Source organism: Paenibacillus sp. JSM ZJ436 (genome assembly GCF_044383795.1).
Taxonomy (GTDB): Bacteria; Bacillota; Bacilli; order Paenibacillales; family Paenibacillaceae; genus Paenibacillus_AQ; species Paenibacillus_AQ algicola.
The window spans coordinates 1-21,683 of the sequence record NZ_JBISEO010000004.1 but is presented as its reverse complement, the minus strand read 5'-3'; the positions used below and the strand labels follow the sequence as shown (position 1 = coordinate 21,683).

The 21,683-nt window shown below is 51.5% G+C and carries 23 protein-coding genes; 8 read left to right on the top strand and 15 right to left on the bottom strand.

Features of this window, described 5'->3' with window-relative positions:
* The first annotated feature begins 171 nt into the window (after positions 1-171).
* The 3 genes from ACH6EH_RS06200 to ACH6EH_RS06190 all read left to right on the top strand — a co-directional run bounded on the left by ACH6EH_RS06200 (position 172) and on the right by ACH6EH_RS06190 (position 3,006).
* On the top strand, positions 172-1,242 hold the full coding sequence (locus ACH6EH_RS06200) for a permease (protein ID WP_397331574.1): 1,071 nt from the start codon (positions 172-174) through the stop codon (positions 1,240-1,242).
* 101 nt (positions 1,243-1,343) lie between these two features.
* Positions 1,344-2,480, top strand: a complete 1,137-nt coding sequence (locus ACH6EH_RS06195; RefSeq protein WP_397331573.1) for a peptidylprolyl isomerase — start codon at positions 1,344-1,346, stop codon at positions 2,478-2,480.
* 178 nt (positions 2,481-2,658) lie between these two features.
* Complete coding sequence (locus ACH6EH_RS06190; RefSeq protein ID WP_397331572.1) at positions 2,659-3,006, top strand: LytTR family transcriptional regulator DNA-binding domain-containing protein; 348 nt, start codon at positions 2,659-2,661, stop codon at positions 3,004-3,006.
* 67 nt (positions 3,007-3,073) lie between these two features.
* On the opposite strand, the gene ACH6EH_RS06185 is transcribed toward ACH6EH_RS06190, so the two are convergent.
* The 6 genes from ACH6EH_RS06185 to ACH6EH_RS06160 all read right to left on the bottom strand — a co-directional run bounded on the left by ACH6EH_RS06185 (position 3,074) and on the right by ACH6EH_RS06160 (position 10,240).
* Positions 3,074-4,063, bottom strand: coding sequence for an aldose 1-epimerase (locus ACH6EH_RS06185; protein WP_397331571.1), 990 nt, complete (start codon positions 4,061-4,063; stop codon positions 3,074-3,076).
* Between the two features lie 59 nt (positions 4,064-4,122).
* Positions 4,123-5,787 carry a glycerol-3-phosphate dehydrogenase/oxidase gene (locus tag ACH6EH_RS06180; RefSeq protein ID WP_397331570.1) on the bottom strand — a complete coding sequence of 555 codons (1,665 nt, stop codon included), beginning with the start codon at positions 5,785-5,787 and terminating at the stop codon, positions 4,123-4,125.
* Positions 5,788-5,966: 179 nt separating this feature from the next.
* Positions 5,967-7,457, bottom strand: a complete 1,491-nt coding sequence (gene glpK, locus ACH6EH_RS06175) for a glycerol kinase GlpK (RefSeq protein ID WP_397331569.1) — start codon at positions 7,455-7,457, stop codon at positions 5,967-5,969.
* A gap of 51 nt (positions 7,458-7,508) precedes the next feature.
* Positions 7,509-8,069 carry a glycerol-3-phosphate responsive antiterminator gene (locus ACH6EH_RS06170; RefSeq protein WP_208202521.1) on the bottom strand — a complete coding sequence of 187 codons (561 nt, stop codon included), beginning with the start codon at positions 8,067-8,069 and terminating at the stop codon, positions 7,509-7,511.
* Positions 8,070-8,108: 39 nt separating this feature from the next.
* On the bottom strand, positions 8,109-9,530 hold the full coding sequence (locus ACH6EH_RS06165; protein WP_397331568.1) for an NAD-dependent succinate-semialdehyde dehydrogenase: 1,422 nt from the start codon (positions 9,528-9,530) through the stop codon (positions 8,109-8,111).
* Between the two features lie 56 nt (positions 9,531-9,586).
* Entirely contained in the window at positions 9,587-10,240 is a 654-nt protein-coding gene (locus ACH6EH_RS06160) for an ATP-binding cassette domain-containing protein (protein ID WP_397331567.1), read from the bottom strand.
* 298 nt (positions 10,241-10,538) lie between these two features.
* On the opposite strand from ACH6EH_RS06160, the gene ACH6EH_RS06155 reads away from it, so the two are divergent.
* Entirely contained in the window at positions 10,539-11,144 is a 606-nt protein-coding gene (locus ACH6EH_RS06155) for a nitroreductase family protein (RefSeq protein ID WP_397331566.1), read from the top strand.
* Positions 11,145-11,213: 69 nt separating this feature from the next.
* Here the strand turns inward: ACH6EH_RS06155 and ACH6EH_RS06150 are convergent, their stop codons facing one another.
* Both ACH6EH_RS06150 and ACH6EH_RS06145 read right to left on the bottom strand, forming a co-directional pair.
* Positions 11,214-11,315: a sporulation protein YjcZ gene (locus tag ACH6EH_RS06150; protein WP_138226247.1), complete on the bottom strand. Its 102-nt coding sequence runs from the start codon at positions 11,313-11,315 to the stop codon at positions 11,214-11,216.
* A 111-nt stretch (positions 11,316-11,426) separates the two neighbouring features.
* Positions 11,427-12,131 (bottom strand): nucleotidyltransferase domain-containing protein, encoded by a 705-nt coding sequence (locus ACH6EH_RS06145; RefSeq protein WP_397331564.1) that lies wholly within the window; start codon positions 12,129-12,131, stop codon positions 11,427-11,429.
* A 143-nt stretch (positions 12,132-12,274) separates the two neighbouring features.
* On the opposite strand from ACH6EH_RS06145, the gene ACH6EH_RS06140 reads away from it, so the two are divergent.
* Positions 12,275-12,997, top strand: coding sequence for a class I SAM-dependent methyltransferase (locus ACH6EH_RS06140; protein WP_397331563.1), 723 nt, complete (start codon positions 12,275-12,277; stop codon positions 12,995-12,997).
* A 171-nt stretch (positions 12,998-13,168) separates the two neighbouring features.
* Positions 13,169-14,419 (top strand): methyl-accepting chemotaxis protein, encoded by a 1,251-nt coding sequence (locus ACH6EH_RS06135; protein WP_138226250.1) that lies wholly within the window; start codon positions 13,169-13,171, stop codon positions 14,417-14,419.
* Positions 14,420-14,502: 83 nt separating this feature from the next.
* Here the strand turns inward: ACH6EH_RS06135 and ACH6EH_RS06130 are convergent, their stop codons facing one another.
* The 4 genes from ACH6EH_RS06130 to ACH6EH_RS06115 all read right to left on the bottom strand — a co-directional run bounded on the left by ACH6EH_RS06130 (position 14,503) and on the right by ACH6EH_RS06115 (position 17,506).
* Entirely contained in the window at positions 14,503-15,309 is an 807-nt protein-coding gene (locus ACH6EH_RS06130; RefSeq protein WP_397331899.1) for a PhzF family phenazine biosynthesis protein, read from the bottom strand.
* Positions 15,310-15,378: 69 nt separating this feature from the next.
* Positions 15,379-15,699, bottom strand: coding sequence for a hypothetical protein (locus ACH6EH_RS06125; RefSeq protein WP_397331562.1), 321 nt, complete (start codon positions 15,697-15,699; stop codon positions 15,379-15,381).
* Positions 15,700-15,801: 102 nt separating this feature from the next.
* Complete coding sequence (locus ACH6EH_RS06120; RefSeq protein WP_397331561.1) at positions 15,802-16,614, bottom strand: ABC transporter permease subunit; 813 nt, start codon at positions 16,612-16,614, stop codon at positions 15,802-15,804.
* Entirely contained in the window at positions 16,604-17,506 is a 903-nt protein-coding gene (locus ACH6EH_RS06115; protein WP_397331560.1) for an ABC transporter ATP-binding protein, read from the bottom strand. Before ACH6EH_RS06115 ends, ACH6EH_RS06120 begins: the two co-directional genes overlap by 11 nt.
* A 215-nt stretch (positions 17,507-17,721) precedes the next feature.
* Between ACH6EH_RS06115 and ACH6EH_RS06110 the strand changes: the two genes are divergently transcribed.
* Positions 17,722-18,789, top strand: a complete 1,068-nt coding sequence (locus ACH6EH_RS06110) for a Gfo/Idh/MocA family protein (protein WP_138226254.1) — start codon at positions 17,722-17,724, stop codon at positions 18,787-18,789.
* A 139-nt stretch (positions 18,790-18,928) separates the two neighbouring features.
* A complete protein-coding gene (locus ACH6EH_RS06105; RefSeq protein ID WP_397331559.1) occupies positions 18,929-19,054 on the top strand; it encodes a hypothetical protein in 126 nt (41 codons plus the stop codon).
* Between the two features lie 176 nt (positions 19,055-19,230).
* Here ACH6EH_RS06105 and ACH6EH_RS06100 read toward each other — a convergent pair whose 3' ends face one another.
* The 3 genes from ACH6EH_RS06100 to ACH6EH_RS06090 form a co-directional block, all read right to left on the bottom strand.
* Complete coding sequence (locus tag ACH6EH_RS06100; protein ID WP_397331558.1) at positions 19,231-19,797, bottom strand: STM3941 family protein; 567 nt, start codon at positions 19,795-19,797, stop codon at positions 19,231-19,233.
* Between the two features lie 51 nt (positions 19,798-19,848).
* Positions 19,849-20,754, bottom strand: a complete 906-nt coding sequence (locus ACH6EH_RS06095; RefSeq protein WP_397331557.1) for a TIGR01777 family oxidoreductase — start codon at positions 20,752-20,754, stop codon at positions 19,849-19,851.
* Positions 20,755-20,821: 67 nt separating this feature from the next.
* Complete coding sequence (locus ACH6EH_RS06090) at positions 20,822-21,442, bottom strand: FMN-binding negative transcriptional regulator (RefSeq protein ID WP_397331556.1); 621 nt, start codon at positions 21,440-21,442, stop codon at positions 20,822-20,824.
* Positions 21,443-21,683 lie beyond the last annotated feature (241 nt).

Here is a 21,683-nt window from a genome sequence, read left to right as displayed (position 1 = left end):
TCTATTATTATATGTAAATCCTTATGTGAAGTCCATGTTACTCCCGGGATGGCCCTTGAAGCTGCTGCTTTCATACCATGATAACCGTTTACCGCGACTGTGATGTGATATAATGAGTCATTCCTGTTTTATTTTTATTGAAGCATCTCAGATTTGGAGGATTGATAGGAAGTGTCAGGTTCAAAAGCCTTGATCCCAATCGGTCAACAGCACCGTCGTAAGACGGTCTGGCTGGCCGTTTTATTTGTTTTGATTACCATTGCCGGGCTGACCTACGTCAAATGGTGGCCCTACTATGGAAAAGCCTTGTCTGCCGCAGCAGAACGCAGCATCGGCACATCGATCCTGGATGCCGGGCGGAGCGCGGGCACGCCTTCCTTGCAGGCGGCCTGGGAGTATGCCCTTCTGTATTTCAAAGCGGTCTGGAAAGCGGCGGTGCTCGGAATTCTTCTCGGGACACTGCTCCAAAGCATGCTGCCTTCCCAATGGCTGCTCAAGGTGCTCGGGAAGACCACCTTTGGAAGCACCGCGGCGGGCGGCCTCGCTGCTTTGCCCGGCATGATGTGCTCCTGCTGCGCGGCACCCGTTGCGATCGGAATGCGCAAACAGAAGGTGTCCACGGGCGCTGCGCTCGCCTTTTGGATCGGCAACCCCACGCTGAATCCGGCCGTGCTTGTTTTTATGACATTTGTGCTATCATGGAAGTTTACGCTGCTGCGGCTGTTCTTCGGAATTCTGCTTACCTTCGGTGTGAGCTATCTGGCTAACCGTTTCGCGGACCCCAAGGCGGTCGCGGACCTTCACAGCGTTGAAGCCAAAGAAAGAGATCAGGCAGCGGAGCCTTGGTGGAAGCGCTGGGTGTCCAACATGGCGAGTATGCTTCTCAAGGTGATTCCCGCTTACGTGCTGGCTGTATTGATCCTAGGTGCCCTGCAGGTCTGGATGTTCCCGCATCTTGGAGAGACGGCAGGCAATGACCTCATCATGATCTTCTTCTTTGCTGTTATGGGAATGCTGTTTGTAATTCCAACAGCCGCTGAGATCCCGATCATTCAATCCTTTATGGCGTTCGGTTTAGGAACCGGGCCTGCTGCTGCCCTGCTTCTTACACTCCCGGCGATCAGCCTTCCCTCTCTCCTGATGCTGCAGAAATCTTTTCCAGCAAAAGTCTTAGGGTTTGTCATTCTCTCCGTAGTGGCCCTCGGGATTTTGTGCGGGATCGCCGGAATGCTGGTGCTGTAATTTTTATGAATTCTTAAGGTAAGTTCTCTTTAAATCTGGTAAAGTGATACAAAAGATCAATAAAACCTATCATTTTAAGTCTCGAAGGGAGTCCATGGTACATGAAAGAGAACGAATCACAGTCCAGCTTAGGCGGACAGAATGAGGAAAGCCTGGAGCAGGAGCAGAAGCCTGTTTCCTCTGTAGAGGAGCAGGAGGTTCATGAGGTCCGCAGAGCTGAAGCAGACGGGAGTCAGGAAGCCATTTCGGGTCAGCCTGTTCAGGAAGAATCACGCGCCGGGGGGAACGGCGGAGGCGGCAAAGGCTGGATGGTGGCATCCATTGTGCTTGCTGCAGCGCTCATCGTGGTATTAATTGTCCGCCCGTTTGAGAAAGATACCAGCAGCGAGCCGGTGGCATCCGTGAATAACGTCGCCATCACGAAGCAGGATCTGTACGATTCTCTCGTTGAAGCCGGCGGAGAGATGACCCTGGATAGCCTCATTACAGAAGAGATTATCAACCAAGAGGTAGCCAAGCAGTCCATTGAGGTTACCGATGCCGAGGTAACCGCAGAGATTGAATCCTTGAAGAGTATGTTCAAGTCCGAGGAAGAGTTTAATAATGTGCTGATGCAGAATGGCCTGACTCTGGACATTTTGAAAGAACAGAGCTTGGAGCAGTTGAAGATGAAGAAGCTCCTTGGAGACAAAATCAACGTCACCGAAGATGAAGTCAAGCAAATGTTTGAGCAGGTGAAAGACAACTTCTCCTCGCCGGAGCAGGTTCGTGCCTCCCACATTCTGGTGGAAACCGAGGAAGAAGCCAAGGCGGTGATCAAGCAGCTGGATGAGGGAGCCGATTTCGCGGCCATCGCTGCCGAGAAGAATGAGGACGCGACAAAAGATAAAGGCGGGGATCTCGGCTTCTTCCAGGAAGTCGGACAGATGGATCCGGCCTTCTCTGAAGCAGCCTTCAAGCTGGAAAAAGGAACGTACAGCAAAGAGCCGGTGGAATCCTCATTCGGATTTCATATCATTCTCGTGACCGACCGCAGTGAAGCTGTGAATCCTACGCTGGAGGACAAGCAGGAGGCTTTACGCACTCAGCTCGAAACCTCCCAGGCCATGCAGCAGTCCGAAACCTATATTCAAGAGCTGAAAGGTAAGGCGAAGATTACGAACACCCTGGAGAAGGCGGAGGAGCCAGCAGCCGAAGAAAGCCCAGCGGCAGAACAGCCAGCCGACTCCACCAAGTAAATAAGGATTCAGAGCCATTGGCGAAGAAGGTCCCGTGTTCGTAACGGGACCTTCTTTAATGCTGAGAAAAGGAGAACTGACGATATTCATTTTGGAAAAAACTCTTTCCCCTTCCTGCAAAACATGTTACCATGTAAGCGTTACCAAATAAGGATACTGTCCTAAAGGGGGAATCAGAATGATAATGTACGCGCCGGGTTCCAGAAATATTTATGAGGACTTCGTGGTGGAGACGGACATTCTGTTCTTTAAGACCGGATCTCATAGCTTGGTCAGCTTCCACGGCAAGAACTATAATATAAAGAAAAAAATGTCTGCCGACCGAATGACCACCCTTCTCTCTGGCAAGCAATTTTACAATGTCGGAGGAAGCTGCTACGTGAATGTCGATAAGATCACAGAGGTAGAGCAGGGTATTATTTATTTCGGGGAGAAATCTCCGACCGCCAAGGTGCTTCGAATTCCACGCTGGAGACAAGAGCCGCTGAAACGGTTCCTGGCTTCGAGCAAGCAGCCTGTCAGCTAAGCTAAACCGCAAAGGGCTGCTGCTGCAGAATCTTCATACATTCTGCAGCAGCGGCCCTTTGACCTGTCTATTTTAGATAAAGGCGGGACGTTTCCTCCCAGATGTCACCCGGGTTCAGCGCATACAGCCCGATTTGTTCAGGCGGCAGCTCCACGTTAGGCGCATTCACAAGATTGATTTGCGGCTCCGGACAGAAGAACTCCTTGCAGGCGCCATTGTTCCAGATCATCCATTGCTTGTAGGACGTACCGGCATCGTAGACGAGCGTCTTGCCGATTCGCCGGTCTGTCAGCTCCATCGTGTTTCGCCCCTGCTGCGGCGCGGCGGTATAGTGGTTGTCCAATCCGGAAAAATACGGATTTACCCCATCCCCCTTCAGCTGTTCTTCTTCGGGCGTCAAGCTCTGGAACTGCCCGGTAGGCAGCATCCGCTCACTCATTTCCCACCGTTCCCCGATACTTAGCCTGATCACACAATCCTCAGGGCTGCTGTCAGCATGAAACGGTGCATTCACCGCCGTATGGAAGGCAAGCAGACACGGCATCGGCTGATCTCCTTCATTCCGGATAAACACGCGTTGAGAAAGTCCGTCCATGCTTAGGGTATACGTCAGCTTGAAGGTAAACTCGTGTGGAAGCATGGAATACACCGGATGCTGCGAATTCACCGTCACACGGACGGTCACGTAGCTCTCCCGCCCAGTGACACCGTAATCCTCAACCTCCCAAGGAATAGTATGCAAAAAACCGTGCAAATGGTTGTTCGTCGCTTCCTCATTAATAGGGAACTGATACATCTGCCCATTCCAAGGGAATTTCCCATCCTCATACCGATTGGGCGGAAACAACACTGGAATCCCATGTACACCGGGATTTTGCTTGAACTCCTCCATGTTCCCCTCTTGCGGTTCTCTCAAGAAGCGGTATCCCTGCTCCACGTCCCGGAAGGCAATCAGATTGCCTCCCACTCCTGGAAGGATCGCCGCTTCATAAGATTCACACTTGAGCCATACCGCAGGCTCGCCCTGATATTGACCTTCATAAGCCTTCAGATTCATGATCGGCTTTCCCTCCTCTTCTCATCATTTGACTAGTATAGATTACCATAAGGAAGGGCTTACTTACTATCGACGACATGGACCGCTCTTTCGATCTCGCGCTCCAGCTCTTGCGCGTAGCTTTCCTGCTGTCGCTCACTCCAGCCGAGGAATGAAGCCATGCACTGAATGACCGGCTGCTTCCACTCAAGTGTCCAGCGGATATTGAATAACAGCGAGCCGGTGCGCCGAATCAGGAAATCGACAGGCTTCACCGCCATTTCGTGGATCATCGCATAGAGCAGTGGAATATACACAGCGACAGGGAGCCCGTATCGCGCGCCTTCAGAGCCATGCTGGTGGGACAGCTGATACAGCACTCCCGCATTGGAGCCGTACATCTGCGCCCAGCTCCGAGCAAGTTCAGCCTCTACGCCAAGCTGTATCCCGGCTTGAGTCTGCTCCTGGATGAAAGCTTGAAATCCTGAGGACCCTCCAACGTGCCCTCCGGAAATGGGAAGGTGCTTCGTGCGACAAGGCTCAAAGGCAGGCCCGCCCTCTTCTGCAATTCTTCGGGTGACGAGCTGCAGCACCATATCCGCCATCTTCCGGTAGCCTGTAAGCTTTCCGCCAGCGATCGTAATCAGACCGGAATGGGATTCCCACACTTCATCCTTTCGGGAGATTTCAGAAGGGCTCTTCCCTTCCTCTCCAATTAAGGGCCGTACCCCTGCCCAGCTAGACTCTACATCTGCCGCCGTCAGTTGAATTTGCGGGAACATAAACTGAATGGCATTTAAAATATAACTCTGGTCCTCCTCCGTCATATGAGGCTGAACCGGATCCTCCTGATAGAGAGTATCGGTCGTACCCACATAGGTCTTGCCATCTCGCGGGATTGCAAACATCATTCTGCCATCCGGCGTATCAAAATACACCGCCTGCTGCAGCGGAAACCGGCTCTGATCAATCACGAGATGAACGCCTTTGGTCAACTGCAGCATTTTTCCCTTTCTGGACTGATCCAGCTCGCGAATCTGATCCACCCAAGGCCCGGTCGCATTGACAATTTTGCGGCCATGCACGTTCTGAAGCTCCCCATCCGTCATATCCTTCACGGTCACCCCGGTCAGATGTCCGTGCGCATCATACCTCAGTGATTCCGCTTTGACGTAATTAAGCACGACGGCACCCCGCTCTTCTGCTTCCTTCAGCACCTCGAGCGTAAGACGGGCGTCATCCGTCCGGTATTCCACGTAGTAGCCGGCACCCTTCAGCCCTTCCTGCTTCAGAAGCGGCTCCCGCTGCAGCGTCTGTGCTGCTGTCAGCATGGAACGACGCTCCTCTTTTTTTACGCCTGCAAGAAAATCATATACCTTTAAGCCGATCGAAGTGCTGAGCTTGCCGAAGGTCCCTCCCTTGTGAATAGGCAGCAGCATCCACTCCGGTGTGGTAACATGAGGGCCGTTCTCATACACAATCGCTCGTTCCTTCCCGACCTCTGCCACCATACTCACCTCCAGCTGTTTCAAATACCGGAGGCCTCCGTGCACCAGCTTGGTAGAGCGGCTGCTCGTGCCGGCAGCAAAATCCTGCATCTCCAGCAGCAGCACCTTCATCCCGCGGGTTACCGCATCCAGAGCAATGCCTGAGCCGGTAATCCCTCCGCCAATAATAATCAAATCATACGCAGAGTCAGCCATAGTAGAAAAAATGTGTTTCCTCTTCAAGCTTGAAAAATTCATGGGATCTCCTCCTGGTCTGAAGCATCAGTCAACATAACGCAAAAAAAGAGACCACAAGCACTGCGGTACCGCTTGTAATCAAGTACGGTCCGCGTCATGTGGTCTCTCCAGGTCTCCTGACGAATATTAACTTGTGACTCATTATATCACGCCGACTCCCGTATTGACTACAGCATTGCTTAATGAAAAGCCATGGCAGCAGCTACAGCTTTCTTCCAGCCTGTATATAACTGCTCCCGTCGTGCCGGCTCCATGGTGGGCTGAAAGAGCCGGTCGCTGCTCCATTTGCGGCTGATCTCTTCCTGATCCTTCCAGAACCCGATCGCCAGGCCGGCAAGATAAGCGGCTCCCAGAGCTGTTGTCTCACTGATCACAGGCCGTTCAACCGGCACGTTCAGTATATCGCTTTGAAACTCCATCAGAAATGAATTCAAAGCCGCGCCTCCGTCTACCCGGAGCGTTTCTATAGGGCAGCCGCTATCCTGCTCCATGACAGACAGCACATCACAGGTCTGATATGCCAGGGCTTCCAGGGTTGCCCGGATAAAATGCTCCTTCGTAGTGCCCCGGGTCAATCCAAACACCGCGCCCCGAACCTCACTGTTCCAGTATGGACTTCCCAGCCCGACAAAGGCCGGCACAACATATACACCTTCACTCGAGTCTACTCTTCTCGCGTAAGCCTCGCTGTCCTTAGCCTCGCGGAACATGCGCAGCCCGTCACGGAGCCATTGAATAGCGGAGCCGGAAACAAAGACACTGCCTTCCAGCGCATATTGGACGGAGCCATCTATTCCCCATGCAATCGTCGTAATCAGACCGTGCTTGGACTGCACGGGCTGCTCTCCAGTGTTCATAAGCATGAAGCTGCCGGTACCATATGTCGTCTTCGCCATCCCCTTGTGAAAGCAGGCCTGCCCGAACAAGGCTGCCTGCTGATCGCCAGCCGCCCCGGCAATCGGCACCTCCCGCCCAAAAAAGTGATGACTAACCGTATTGGCATACACCTCGGAGGATGGGGAAGCCTTTGGCAGCATTTCTTTCGGAATGTTTAAAAGCTTTAGCAGCTCATCGTCCCAGACAAGCTCATGGATATTAAACAGCATCGTACGTGAAGCATTAGAGTAGTCTGTCACATGAGCTTTACCGCCGGACAGCTTCCAGATCAGCCAGCTGTCGATCGTTCCGAACAGCAATTCCCCCCGTTCCGCCCGCTCCTGTGCTCCTTCTACGTGATCCAGAATCCACCGGATCTTGGTCGCCGAGAAATAAGGGTCAATCAGTAGACCCGTTTTACGATTGATGGTCTCCTGATGGCCTTCCCGGGCGAGCCGGTCACAAATATCCTGGGTCTGTCTGGACTGCCAGACGATCGCATTATAAATGGGAATTTCGGTTTCCTTATCCCACACAACGGTCGTTTCCCGTTGATTCGTAATGCCAATCCCTTCGATCTGCTCTGTCTGAATGCCATGCTCTGACAAGCAGGTCGCAATGACCGCCAGAATGGAGCCCCAGATTTCATTCGCATTTTGCTCCACCCAGCCCGGCTGAGGAAAATACTGCGGAAATTCCTTTTGAGCGGAATATACACTTACGCCCTCCTGATTGAACAAGATGGCACGGGAGCTGGTGGTGCCTTGATCCAAGGCAAGTATGTATTTCTCCATCCTCAATCTCCTTTCACTTAGCTTATTGCATTCAAAACAATGTAAACGTTATCAAGATGGAAGATAATGCTGAAACAGCTCTCTGCTTGAGGTGGTGACGGCCAGTGCTCCAGCCCGGATTGCCTCCTCCACCTGCTGGGGCGAACGAATCAAGCCCCCGGCGATGACGGGAATGCCTGTACGCAAGCGCACCTCTTCAATCATGTGCGGCATGGCCCCTGGCAGCACCTCGATGTAATCCGGCTGTGTCTTTTCAAGCAATGCGTAGCTCTTCTCCAGCGCCAATGTATCGAGCATGAACACCCGCTGAATGGCGGTGATGCCCTTCTGCTTTGCCTTCATAATAACACTGGACCGTGTTGAAATTAAACCGTCCGGCCGAATTTCCTGACATAAATAATCAGCAGCGTACTCATCATTTTTCAGCCCCTGAATCAAATCGGCATGCAGGAGCATGGATTTTTGTGTCTGCCGGATGAGCCGGTACAGCTGGCCGAGCCGTGACATTTGCGTATCCAGCAGCACACCGCAGGCATAGGGACTCTCCAGTATACGCTCCAGCTCTTTGATCTGCTTCGCTGCCGGCAATATTTTTTGCTCATGAAAGCTCAATGCCCTTCCCCTCCCTCTTCACAAACAAAGCCGGGGCCCTTACAGCCCCAGCGAAATATATTTCACTTCCACATATTCTTCAATCCCGTAATGACCGCCTTCACGGCCTAGACCGCTTTGCTTGAATCCGCCAAAGGGCGCCTGGGCTGTGGATGGCAGCGGATCGTTAATTCCAACAATACCATACTCCAGCGCTTCGGAGATTCGTACCGCCTCTCCCAGATGTTCTGTAAACACATATGCCGCGAGTCCGTAAGGACTGTTATTGGCCCGATCAATAACCTCTTCCTCTGTGTGATACACCGTAATAGGCGCGAGCGGTCCGAACGTTTCCTCCTGCATGCACAGCATATCATCTGTGGCATCCATTATGATGGTGGGAGAAATATACGTACTAGTATTGCTGCCAGGCTGCTCACCCGTGAGAAGCCTGCCTCCCTTTCTTAAAGCGTCCTGAATGTGATCCCGCACCTTGCGCGCTGCCTGATCGTGAATTAACGGCCCGATGTCGGTCCCATCCTCCATTCCGTTGCCAACCTTCAGCCTGGAAGCCAAAGCTGTCACTTTGCGGGAGAACTCCTCTGCAACTTCGGCTTGAACATAGATTCTGTTGGCACAAATACAGGTTTGACCGCCATTGCGGAATTTCGACAAGAGGACACCCTGCGCAGCCTTATCCAGATCCGCCTGATTCGTCACAATGAAGGGAGCGTGACCGCCAAGCTCCAAAGAAATTTTCTTCAAGGTTTCGGCTGCCCCCTGCATCAGCTGCTTGCCCACGGCTGTAGAGCCGGTAAAAGAGAGCTTTCGTACCCGGCTGTCCTTCTGCCAGGCTTCTCCAATCTCCGCTGCGCTTCCCGTCACGACATTGATCACGCCCGCCGGAATGCCGGCTTCATGGGCCAGCTCCGCCAGCTTTAGCGCAGTGTATGGGGTTTCTTCGGAAGGCTTGATCACGACCGTACAGCCCGCCGCCAAGGCGGGTGCGGCCTTCCGCGTAATCATCGAAGCCGGGAAATTCCAAGGCGTGATAGCTGCCGCAACGCCAACCGGCTGCTTCGTGACAAAGATTCTTTTGCCTGCAGCTGAGGCCGGGATGGTTTCACCATAGATACGCTTTCCTTCCTCCGCATACCAGTCAATGAAGCTGTTAGCATATGCAATCTCTCCCGCTGCTTCCTTCAATGGCTTTCCCTGCTCCAGAGTCATCATTTCAGCCAGCTCCTCCGTATGCTGCTCAATCAGATCATGCCAGCGGCGCATGAGACTTCCGCGCTCCCCTGCCGTTAATGACGACCAGCTTTTGAACGCTGCCGCAGCAGCATCCACAGCCCGAACGGCTTCATCTTGACCTCCCCGAGGAACATGCCCCAGAACAGAGCCGTCAGCCGGGTTGATCACCTCCATGGTGTCAGAAGCAGTAATCCACTCTCCATGAATGAACATGGCCTGTTTTAACATGATGTCAGCCTCCTTCTCACTATGTATTATCCACAGGCAGGACAAGCGAAGCAATATCAGGAGGCCTCGATCCGGCCGTTTCGCAGTGCAAATACGCAGTCTGCATTGCAAAATGCACAATGATGCTCAGGATGAGCCAGCACAATGGTCTTCTGCCCCTCGGCTGCCAGCCTGCGCAGGATGTACATCATGTCTTCGCATTGCTGGACATTCAGCTGTTGAAAGGGCTCATCCAGCAGCACGTAGTCTGAATTCTGGGCTATGATCATCGCGATATATGCCCGCTGGGTGTCATCCTCGTTCAGCTGATGCATATAGGTATGCTGCAGCTTTCTAAGGTCCATACTATCTAAAGCTTCATCCATGTATTGATGGTCTTCCTCATTGAGCTGCCCCCGGCTGTGCGGAAAACGTCCGAACGCGACCAGCTCCCGAACTGTGAGCCGAAGACCAATCGAGCGCGTCTGCTTCAAAATGGATGTCTTCCGTGACAGGTCAGTGCTTTTCCAATGATTAATTTCTTTGCCATCCAGCCAGATTTCACCGCTGTCTTTAGAAATGACTCTGCTGATCATAGACAGCAGGCTGCTTTTGCCCGAGCCTTGAGGTCCCGTGATCGAAGTAATCTGTCCTTGCGGAATGGTTGCTGAAATCTGATCCAGTGCCTGCACACCATTGTACGATTTGCTCACATTCAGAAGCTGTATCAAGAGGCATCCTCCTTCACCATGTCGTTGTTGTTATCTATAAGAAATAAGGGATCTATCACACTTAAATGATATTGATTATCATTCGCATACACTCAAAGTATAGCACCCCTTTTTGGATCCAACAAGCCAAGTGTGGAGGTAAGCCCATTTATTTGCTCTGAAATGTTTAAAAGGTTTGGAATACGATTAAATATGCTTGACAAGATAATCATCTTAATATTAAGATACTTACGTAATTAGTGTTTCTAACTAATTGTAATTACTTGATCTCACTATATTCTAGGAGGGTATTTCAATCATGTCTATGGATTTTCAAGCTGCACTGGAGCATCGCCGTTCGTACTATGGAATTAGCAAGGAATCTCCAATCTCCGATGATCGCATTCACGAAATCGTGAACGAAGCGGTGAAATATACACCAACCTCTTTCAATTCACAAAGTGCACGTGCTGTGGTACTGCTCGGCGAGCAGCATGACAAGCTGTGGAATCATACGGAAAGCATCCTGCGTGAGGTTGTTGGAGGCAGTGACGAGCAATTCAAATCCACCGCTGACAAAATGGCTTCCTTCCGCGCCGGCTACGGTACCGTTCTGTTCTTTGAAGACAGCACGGTGATTGCCAATCTGCAAGCCCAATTTGCACTGTATGCCGATAACTTCCCGGTCTGGGCTCAGCAATCCAACGGCATGCTGCAATTTGTAGTGTGGACGATGCTGGAAACTGAAGGCCTGGGCGCATCCCTGCAGCACTACAATCCGCTGATTGACGAGAATGTAAGAAACGAGTGGAATTTGCCAGAGAGCTGGAAGCTGATTGCACAAATGCCATTTGGCAAGCCAACCTCCGAGCCGGGTAAGAAGGAATTCCAGCCGCTGGACGAGCGTGTGAAGGTGTTTAAATAATTGGAATGGCCATAAGGTACAAAATAAAGCCGGCTGCTTGCAGCCGGCTTTACAATGCTTCAGGTTACGTTAGATGAAGAAAGTCGAAGTGATGATAACCAGAAGAATGAACAGTACCAGAATTACACCTGTTGTTGTTCCCCAAACGCCTCCACCGTGGCATGCGCTCATGAAGATCCCTCCTGAGAAAAAGTTGTGTGTGATCTAGTCACAATGACAATATATTCTCCGGGACGTCAGGTGCAACGGCAAACGCCCAGAGGTGAGGAATATCCTAAGATCCTATCCTTCCTGTCCTGCAAGCATTCTTCCCCCGTATGGTGCCAGCATCTCGTCGGCAGCTGCAAGCAAAGGCCTGGTCTCCCCCGATTTATACAGCGTCATCAACGCCTGCTCTAATCCCCCCGCAATGGCCGGGTTGAAGGATTCCAGGCGCCGAAACAGCGTTTTACCCTCGCCAACCCATTGCAGATGAACCCGCAAATAAAACTCACTGAGCAGTGTGCTTAGCTTTTGTGCTGTAAAATACAGCTCCCCTGGTCTAGCTGCACCCACTAAATCCATCATATACTCCGTTATGGTATACCGGCTCTCGGCAATATCATAGGAGGTGAGCGGCATGGGACCATAATCCAGATCACGCTGGGCCGCCTTTCGCACCTCTTCCCCTTCAGGTGTTGTGACAATCACCTTTCCTTCCGTTAGCATGATTTGCAATGTCGGGTTGGCCGCCTCTACCCCGGCATCAAACATCTCCTCGAAGCCGGAGCTATGCAGCAAAAAGATCTCCACCACCCAGCCTCCAGACTGCACAGTCCTTCTGTCAAAATCGTCTGTCGCCCCGTCATCCACAATGACAATGTCCAGATCCGAGTGCTCATTAGCCTCTCCCCGGGCAGCACTACCTCCAAGCACAGCCAGCAGGCAATTACGATAGTGCTCCTGCACGACCTGCCTCGCTGCCTCCAGAGGCTCTTGTCGCTTCATTGGATGTTCCTCCCCTGACTGAATTTTGCACTAAAAAAAGCTTTATTTATTACATTCAGCGAAAACCCCGGAGGTACCATCTTCATATGGTAAATAAACCAGGGATTTGGGTAGCCCTAAACCCCGATGAAGGAGGAGTATCGTTGAACTATATTCATATGCTTTCCAGGCTGGGTATGGGCAGCGCCCATCCGGGCGGCTTCGAGGCCACACTCCGGCTGTTCCGCAAAGAGCCGCTTCAGCCTGGCAGCCGTATTCTGGAGGTAGGCTGCGGAACCGGACGTACAGCCTGCTATCTTGCGGAGCAGGGTTATCAGGTGACGGCCATTGACCTCCATGAACAGATGCTGGCGAAGGCTCAAGCCCGTGCTGATGCCATGGAGGTCCAGGTACGCTTTCTGCAGGCCGATGTGTGCCGTCTTCCCTTTGAAGATGAAGAGTTCGATATTGTCCTTGGTGAATCGGTAACTGTATTTACGGATGCTGCCGCTTCCCTGTCGGAGTACTGCCGGGTGCTGAAAAAAGGCGGAATCCTGTATGACCGCGAGCTGCTGCTCGATCAGGCCATGCCGGAGGAGGCACTGCAGGAGCTGCAGCAATTTTTCGGCATACCACGCCTCATGCTGCGGGAGGAGTGGCATCGCCAGCTTCTATCCAGCGGCTTCACTTCCGAAACGGCCCTGGAATATAACTATTTCACCGACCAAATGAAGCAGGAGCAGACCCAGCATGCAGACAGCATGGAAATCAGAGATGAGGGCATCCTGCTCGACCTCAGTCTGTGGGAAACGGTATTCCAGCATGACCGCATGATTCTGGACAATACAGAGTATCTGGCCTCCGCTTTATTCAAAGCGGTCAAGTAACCATTCGTTATCATCTTAAGCCGTCGATCCGGGCGGCTTTCTCTTTATTTCATTTGAAACTAGACGGTTAGACCTATTTTTACAAGATATCCTAATTTTTCGTATCCAATATTGTCGATTAATGCTACAATCATGGTAAAAACATCCTATGCTTTAAGGAGGACATGCTTTATGTCATGGTTAAACAAGCTTTCCATCTCCGGTAAGGTGAAGACGGCATGCTATGCAATTGCTGCATTATTCGGGATCCCGATGCTCATTTCATTCTTATTGATGGACAAGACGGTGATCGGAATCATTTTGGTAGCGGTTCTGTTCGCGGCTGCATACCCTTTGTCATTGCTTTTTGAGAGAGCGCTTACAGACTCTTTTTCTGACATTACGAGCGTTTCCTCCAAGATTGCCAAAGGAGATTTTACGTACAAGGTAGAGGAAGTCGGCGGAATGATGGACCTTAGCCGTACCTTTAACAGCATGGTGGACCGCCTGCGGAAGATTCTACAAGAAACCTCGGAAATTACGAAAAAGGTGACCCGCTCCAGTCAGGCCATTTCGGCCAAGAATGAACAGCTTACCACGATGATGAGCCAGGTATCTCAATCCTCCAACGAGCTTGCCATCGGGGCGAATGAAATTTCGGAGGATGTATCGGATATGACGGAATCCATCCGGGAGATTGAGGAGAAGGTTAGCAATTATACGGACTCCACCCGCGAGATGAATCAGCGCTCCCAGCACACGCTCGGTTTGGTGGATCAGGGCCGCCTTTCTGTTGCGAGACAGTCCGAGGGCATGCAGCGCAACATTGAAGCGACGGAGAAGGTGGCTGAGTCCATCAAGGCCTTGTCATTAAATGCCAAAGGCATTACCAAAATAACAGAGACGATCTCGGAAATCGCAAACCAGACGAATCTGCTTTCACTGAACGCCTCGATCGAGGCGGCACGAGCGGGAGAGCATGGCAGCGGCTTTGCCGTCGTCGCTCAGGAGGTTCGCAAGCTGGCTGAAGAGTCCACCCTGTCGACACGGGAGGTATTCAATCTTGTTCGCAGCATTGAGCAGGATGTACACCTGGCAGGACAGAATATCAAAATTAACGAAGAGGTCGTTCGGCATCAAACCGAAATGATTCAGGAAGCCGAATTGATCTTCGCCCGCATGGTAGACAGCGTTCAATACATAACCGATCAAATTGCAGAATTTTCCAAGGAAAGCGAAAGTATGCTGGAAAGCGCTCAGAGCATTTCCTCTGCCATCCAGAATATTTCAGCCATTACCCAGCAGTCTGCCGCAGGCACTCAGCAGGTGTCGGCTTCCATGAATGAAGGTATTGCATCTATGCAGACGATGGCCGAGGAAGCTCAAGCGATGAGTGATGCTGTATTCCAGCTTCAGAAGACCATTAACATTTTCAAATTCTAGGGCCTGCATTGATAAAAGCTCTGCCTCCGCAGCTATGGAGACAGAGCTTTTATATGTTCAGGTATGATTCAATAGGCGTGGGCTTAGGCTTTACGGAAGTGCTTCTCCGCCTCCAGCACTGCCTTTAAGGTCGTTACAGCCTGTCCGATAATCTCTACGCGCCCAGGGTGAATGCGCAGCCGCAGCACTCCCGTCCGCTTCGATATTTGCTCGGCAGCCAGCTCGTTTTTCCCCAATCGCTGGGACCAATACGGCGCCAAAGCGCAATGCGCGGAGCCCGTGACGGGGTCCTCATTCACACCCACTGCCGGGTAAAAGCAGCGGGACACGAAGTCCATCCCTTCCCGTTGACATGAACTCGTCACGATGATTCCCCTGGCATCCAGACTCTTCCACTTCCCGAAATCCGGTGCCAGCTGCTGCAGGATGTCCTCACTTGCCACCTCAACGAGATAGTCCATCCGATTCCGTCCCACGTAGACATACTCAGCACCCAGCCCTTCCGCAAGCGCCTGGGGCGCCGGACATGAGCTCTCGACTTCTTGCGGGAAATCCATTGCAATCCAGCCATCCTTCTGCCTGGCTGCCGTAAGGATACCGCTTTTTGTATGAAAGCGGAGTACTTCAGCCTGACTATAGCCCTGCTCCCACAAAATATGAGCACTTGCGAGCGTCGCATGACCGCACAAATCCACCTCGCTTGCCGGAGTGAACCACCGCAGCTCGTAATCCTTCTCTATCGGCACAAGAAAAGCCGTTTCGGACAAATTCATTTCTGACGCGATCGACTGCATCCAGGTCTCTGGCATGGGCTGGTCCAGAACCATGACGCCAGCCGGGTTTCCGGTGTAAGGCTGACTCGTAAAGGCATCAGCCACATAAATGTTCATCATCAAACCCTCCATCCATACTTCGATTGCCGCAGATCATGGCTTCTAATTATAAGGTGTCAATCCATGCTATCTTGAGGGGTTAAATCTTCTAAAGCTCATACGAATCAGTAGATAAAGCAGGGCAAGAGCGATCCCTCTGCCCAGTAAACCTACCCAGGGATCCATGTGCATGATTCCAAAAGAACTCTCATTCGGTAAACCCATTCCGATTTCGGAATCAGTACGGCTAGGCATCATGGATTCTGGCATGTCTTCCATACTTTGAGGAATACTCATTACGCCCATTACCTCTTGAGTCAGCAGATACCCTTCCGCGACATTCCATAGCAACAGCAGACCTGCAGCAGCTGTTCCGTAAATGACAGCCTCCAGGAGCATTTTTTTCACAACGATAGACCTCCTCTTCACATCCCATGAAAGTGAATCAACAGTATTCAAATTTTACAGCATTCTCCTATTCTATCACTTCTTGTACATGAAGGTAAGCTGCTATTGTACCTGCCGCTCAAACAAGGCGTCACGCTGATTCATTTTTGAAATGATACTTAGCAGTCCAATACTTACGCCCCATAATATGAATCCCAGTATGAGCAGCAGCGTCGGTCCCAGCACGAGCAGACCTGTGGATTGACCCACGATCAGCCCGACAATGGGCAGCACAATGACCCCTCCGATTTGCTGAGCCTCCTGAAAGGTCTTGGATCTGGCCGACACCCACACGCTGAACAGTATGGTGCAGAATGTAAACGCCGGGGCCACCCATAGCAGCATGATCAGCCAATTCGCGTTCGGAAAAATAATCTCCTGAAACAGCGGATAAGCAAGTACATTGATGAGCAGGCCGGAAAGCACAAAGCTGGCCAGTGCCGCGGTATACGAAGGAATAAACGAAGCCAGCAGCTTGCCCAGAAATAAATCCTTGATCTCCAGCGGGGAGAACAGCAGGCTTTCCAGCGTGTTCTGCTCCTTCTCGCCTACAAAGCTGTTGACGGCAATCATTAATGCATTAATGACAGGAATCAGCATAAACAGCGGTGCTAACAAAAAATTCACGCCCACATAGATCAACCGGTGACGTTCTGTGGGCAAAGACTGCAGCAGCTCGGGAGGCAAAACCTTCAGCAGCTGCGCCATTTCAGCATTTTGACTCATATCTACCGTTCTCACGAGGAGGATCAAGCCCGCCGGAAAGAGCACACCGAACAGCAGCGGCAGCAATATCAGGCCAATCCATACCTTGCTCGTCCTCCAGATTGAGGACATATCCTTTCGGGCTACTGCCCAAATCATGCTAGTGTTCATGCTGCCTCCTCCTGACTTCAAAATACAGGGATTCCAGATCCCGATTTACGATTTCCGCGCTGTAAAGCTCCCCACAGGACAGGACCTTGCGGAGGAGGTCTGGAACCTCATCTCTCGCGGGCACGGTGAACATAAATTTCCCTTGCCCCAGCTCCTCGCAAGCAAACCCGGTAGACAGGGCGTCCTTCAGGGTCAGCGTAGATTCCACAACCAGCTTCACAGCACCTGCATACCTTGCCTCCAGCTCTGGCAATGTCCCGGACTCGATTAACCTGCCTTGATCAAGAAACAGATACGTATTGCAGATGTCTTCCAGCTGATACAACACATGCGAGCAGATCATAATACTTGTGCCTTCCTCCTGGTTGAGCTGTCGCAAGAATCCTATCATATCCCGGATTCCGTCTGGATCCAGACCGTTGGTCGGCTCATCCAGAAACAGAAGCTCCGGCTCATGAAGCATCGCCTTGGCGATCGCGAGCCTTTTTTTCATACCGGTGCTGTAGGCACCCACCTTCTTCTCGCCGTGCTGGGCCAGCTGAAAGCGCTCCAGCAGGCTCTCTATCCGTGCTGCACTCCGGCAGCTGTAGAGACGCGAGAAAAAGTCCAGATTTTCTCTGGCGCTCATATCCTGATACAGGCCTGCACTTTCCGTAACTACCCCGCATCGGCTGCGGATTTCATTGCCCTGCTGCGCGGGATTGAGGCCGAACACAGACAGCGTTCCCCCATCCGGAGAAATTACGCCATTCATCAAACGGATTAACGTGGTCTTCCCCGCGCCGTTCGGTCCCAGGAGCCCGACGATGTCTCCCTGCTGCACGTAGTAGGATACATCCTCCAGGATGACCCGCTCCCCGAACTTTTTATGAATTTGATTGAGCTGAATCAATGCAATCCCCTCTTTTTTTCTCTGACTTCGTTCTTGGAGTGTTTCCATTCCGGATACTTATATTACGAATAGCCCGGATCAACCGTTCAATTCCGGGTCGGTTTTGTCGTCCGCCCCGGGAACAATTTTGACTTTTTCAGCGAATCATTTGTAATTCCGTGCCGGGCGTGTTTAATATAGGGTAGAAAAACTAACCAGTCTGCAGGAGGGATCTCATGAAGGAAACGTTAAAGATTGCCATCGTCGGCTGCGGCGGCATCGCGCGAGCGGCTCATATTCCAGCGTATTTGAAAAGTCCCGGTGCTGAAATCAAATATTTCTGTGATTTTAACCTGTCTCTCGCCGAAGAGCTCGTTCGCGAGCACGGCTGCGGCACCGCGGTTCAAAATTACAAGGACATTCTGGATGATCCGGATCTGGATGCCGTCTCTGTCTGTACTCCGAATCACGTCCATGCATCCGTGTCTATTGAATTCTTAAGAGCGGGCAAGCATGTATTGTGCGAGAAGCCAGCTGCCCGAACGTACGAGGAAGCACTTGAGATGCAGAAGGCGGCTCAGGAAACCGGCAAAATCCTGCTCATTGGCGTCGTCAACCGCTTCAACACCGCAGTAAATATCATCAAGGATATGATTGAGGACGGCGAGCTGGGAGATTTATATCATATTTATGCCAGCTTCCGTGCACATCGCTCCATTCCCGGACTTGGCGGCGCCTTTACGACGCGCGCGGTTGCAGGCGGGGGTGTTATGATTGACTGGGGAATTCATTACCTCGATATTGTGATGTATTGCTCAGGCGATCCCAAGCCCAAGACCGTCAGTGCGCAAGCTTATTCGAAGCTCGGCCGTAATTTGAAGGATTATGCCTACCTAAACATGTGGGCCGGACCGCCAAAATATGACGGTACATATGACGTGGATGATTTTGTGACCGCGTTAATTCGGACAGAGGGCCCTACCATCTCCATGAACGGAGCCTGGGCTCAAAATATCGGCGAAGAAGAAATGTATATTGATTTCCTGGGAGATCAAGCCGGCATTCGCCTCACCTATGGCGGTGATTTCAAGCTGTATAGTGCCAAAAGCGGTGCATTGATTGAATCTACTCCGAAGTTCAACAAGAAGGATCAATTTCAGGCAGAGATTGATTCTTTCTTAGGCAGCATCCGGACCGGTACGAAGCTGCCCTCTCACATCGATACCGTTATTATTTCGGCCAAAATGATTCAGGCGATCTACGATTCCTCCGAGCTGGGCAAAGAAATCTCGTTTGATTCGTAAACGGCTTAACAGCATCCGTAAAAATTAAAGGGGCCATCCCACAAGATCTAGGGTCTTGCGGGATGGCCTCGTTTGTTGTTGCGAGCTGCTCACCGTACGAAACGTTCCTCCCCTCGCTGTTGCTCTCAAATTTCTTTGAATGATTCTAGCAAGGGAGAAATTCGGGGGCAAAGGCGACCGCTACCGCGGGTCCGGAATCGTTTCGTCCTCTCCGCTGCGGATTCCGGCGCTGTCTGCTTCGAGGCCTGCCAAAAGTAACCCTTGAGGTCGGATGGCTTTCGCTCAATCATCATTTGCTCAAGAAGGTGGCAATAGACCAAAAGTCAGAAATGGCGATGTAGGGATAACCTCCCCAGCATCGCCATTTCTTCATTTCTGGCTTAATTTTTCATAAAAAAACTACTTTGGGACAGCCCCTTTTTGCACCTGTCTGAGAAGGTTTCACGAGCCTTCCTTCACAGCGTTACCTTGCGACTGCTTCCAATGCTTCAACAGGATTAAATAGACCTTTTCCAGGTTCTCTGAGACGCTCTGCTTCATAATACTTACATCTGCAGATGCCATGTTTTTATTCATGCGGATCAGCAGCCGCTTCAGACCCTTATGACTCGATACATAGCCTTCCGCATCTTTAAGCTGAATGCCAATCATATGCTGGTTCATATAGCTGTACAGAACAATATCCTCAATTTCTTCCCAGCGGATCCGTCCACCATTGACATAGGATGAATGATCGGTCAGGCCCTCGAGGTCAATGACCAGCGCAGGTCTAGGCTTTATCAGACGCATTAAGAAATACAGCATGCATAAGCCGAAGACGAGAGTCGACACAATGCCTACGGCAATGAGTATGAAGGCGTCTGCTTCTTCAGATTGCCCGATCACCATCATCAGGATGCCGATCAGCACGAACCCCAGGGAAATAATAAACAGCTTCCCCGGCTTTCCATAAATAACGATATCTTCTGTGCTAGATGTAGATGAAGAAGAATGAAACGATGATTCCACGATGGTATGCCTCCAGGTTGTCATTGTTACGATTCGCCATTCCTTAAGTCATTAACGCTTCATGGCCTGATCTGTGTTAATAATGTGCTGCAATGCCTGCTCCAGCCCTTCATACTTGAACGTATACCCTTCCTTCAAGAGCCGCTCCGGAAGAACCCAGCGGCTCTTGAGTACAAGCTCAGTCTCTGTCTTGATAAAGACGGCTCCCATCTCCAGCATCCAGCGCGGCGAGGGCAGACCCCAGGAGGTCCCCATGACCTTGCGCAGCGACGACATGAGCTCTCGATTCGTAACCGGCTGAGGGGAAGAGCAATTAAAGACTCCGCTCAAATCACTGCGATCCCGCAGAAACAGCACGATGCCCAGAAGGTCCTCAAGATGGATCCAGCTGAACATCTGATTTCCCGGTCCCTGCCGGCCGCCCAGCCGATAACGGACAAGGTTCTGAAAGGGAGTCATTACCCCGCCGCCTGGTCCCAGCACGATGGCAATCCGCAGGGCAGCCTGCCGGGTGGTGGGCAGCTGAAAGCCAAAAAAGGTCTCCTCCCATCGCTGGGCCACCTCGACACTAAAGCCGGACCCGATCTCCCCGTGCTCCTCTGTCATCGGCCGATCCTCAGCATGACGGTAAATGGTTGCCGTGCTGGAATTGATCCACAGCTCTGGCGGCTGTTCACACGAGAGTACGGCCTCCCCCAGAATTCTCGTCGTTTCCGTACGGGAGTCAAATATTTCTTGCTTGTTTCGTTCATTGTACCGGCAATTTACGGATTTGCCTGCCAGATTGATGAGCAGCTCTGCTCCATCCAGAGCAGCTTGGATCCCGGAAGCATCCTCCCAGGAAATATGCTCCTTTTGCCTTGAAATCAGGTGCAATTCATAGCCAAGTGTCTTCAGCTGCTGTGCAAGATAGGTGCCGATAAAGCCTGTTCCTCCGGCCAACACTGCCTTTTTCATATCGCAAACCACCTTCAGCTTTAATTGATTGCGGTGCGGTGCACGCTGAACTTGAAGCCTGATGATGCTACTTCAGGTTCCCCTGCATGAGCGCTGCCAGTGACGCTGCCTGCTCATTCGGGGCACCTCTCAGCCCTTGAATGACGCGCTCCTGTCTTTCCCGGGAATGATTCTGGCTGAGCTTCCACTGACCCTCTATACGGCTGATCCTGATATTAAACCCGACAATGCCTTGAAGGAGACCCGTTACCAGCTCTTCATTACTCTCATCCAGCCGGTAAACACTGGAAGGCTCCTCATATGTATTCACCAGCTCCTGAAGCATGGGAAACATTGCACCGTCATCCAGCATCTCTACCCGGCCATACACATGCACTGCGGTATAATTCCAGGTCGGAACTGCTGCATTGGTTCCGTACCAGGAAGGAGAGATGTAATGATGCGGGCCCTGGAAAATCACGAGCACCTCCTGCCCCTCCAGCTCCCGCCATTGATCATTGCCCCTGGCAAGGTGACTGGTCAGGCAGTGCTTCTCTGGCTGAAGCAGAAACGGAAGATGACTGGCCTGCAGTACTGAGGGAGATGCAGATGAAGATGGTGCAGAGATCAGAATGCCAAAGCTGTTTTGCTCAATAAAGGCGTACAGCGTCTCTTGTTCTTCCATTCGAAAGGGTTTGGGGATATACATCAACGGCGCTCCTTTATATTCAAGCAATACTCTTACAAACTCCAGAATCTAGCAACCATTATATTACATATTATAGAATCAGAACAGAGCAAAAAGAAGAGGCTGTCCCACAAGTGATATGCTCCCTTTACGGTAGACAGGTGAAATAATAAAACCTGTTTTCGTGAGGGGAGCATTTTTTGTGTCCAGAAAAATAGAGCGGAATGCCTCAGAGAAATTTGCCATTATTCAAGAAATCAGG

Coding starts and splice junctions, on each gene's coding strand:
- ACH6EH_RS06195 (WP_397331573.1), top strand. CDS start 1,344: ATGAAAGAGAACGAATCACAGTCCAGCTTAGGCGGACAGAATGAGGAA.
- ACH6EH_RS06190 (WP_397331572.1), top strand. CDS start 2,659: ATGATAATGTACGCGCCGGGTTCCAGAAATATTTATGAGGACTTCGTG.
- ACH6EH_RS06185 (WP_397331571.1), bottom strand. CDS start 4,063: ATGAATCTGAAGGCTTATGAAGGTCAATATCAGGGCGAGCCTGCGGTA.
- ACH6EH_RS06180 (WP_397331570.1), bottom strand. CDS start 5,787: ATGAATTTTTCAAGCTTGAAGAGGAAACACATTTTTTCTACTATGGCT.
- glpK (WP_397331569.1), bottom strand. CDS start 7,457: ATGGAGAAATACATACTTGCCTTGGATCAAGGCACCACCAGCTCCCGT.
- ACH6EH_RS06165 (WP_397331568.1), bottom strand. CDS start 9,530: ATGTTAAAACAGGCCATGTTCATTCATGGAGAGTGGATTACTGCTTCT.
- ACH6EH_RS06155 (WP_397331566.1), top strand. CDS start 10,539: ATGTCTATGGATTTTCAAGCTGCACTGGAGCATCGCCGTTCGTACTAT.
- ACH6EH_RS06150 (WP_138226247.1), bottom strand. CDS start 11,315: ATGAGCGCATGCCACGGTGGAGGCGTTTGGGGAACAACAACAGGTGTA.
- ACH6EH_RS06145 (WP_397331564.1), bottom strand. CDS start 12,131: ATGAAGCGACAAGAGCCTCTGGAGGCAGCGAGGCAGGTCGTGCAGGAG.
- ACH6EH_RS06135 (WP_138226250.1), top strand. CDS start 13,169: ATGTCATGGTTAAACAAGCTTTCCATCTCCGGTAAGGTGAAGACGGCA.
- ACH6EH_RS06130 (WP_397331899.1), bottom strand. CDS start 15,309: ATGAACATTTATGTGGCTGATGCCTTTACGAGTCAGCCTTACACCGGA.
- ACH6EH_RS06120 (WP_397331561.1), bottom strand. CDS start 16,614: ATGAACACTAGCATGATTTGGGCAGTAGCCCGAAAGGATATGTCCTCA.
- ACH6EH_RS06110 (WP_138226254.1), top strand. CDS start 17,722: ATGAAGGAAACGTTAAAGATTGCCATCGTCGGCTGCGGCGGCATCGCG.
- ACH6EH_RS06105 (WP_397331559.1), top strand. CDS start 18,929: ATGATTCTAGCAAGGGAGAAATTCGGGGGCAAAGGCGACCGCTACCGC.
- ACH6EH_RS06095 (WP_397331557.1), bottom strand. CDS start 20,754: ATGAAAAAGGCAGTGTTGGCCGGAGGAACAGGCTTTATCGGCACCTAT.
- ACH6EH_RS06090 (WP_397331556.1), bottom strand. CDS start 21,442: ATGTATATCCCCAAACCCTTTCGAATGGAAGAACAAGAGACGCTGTAC.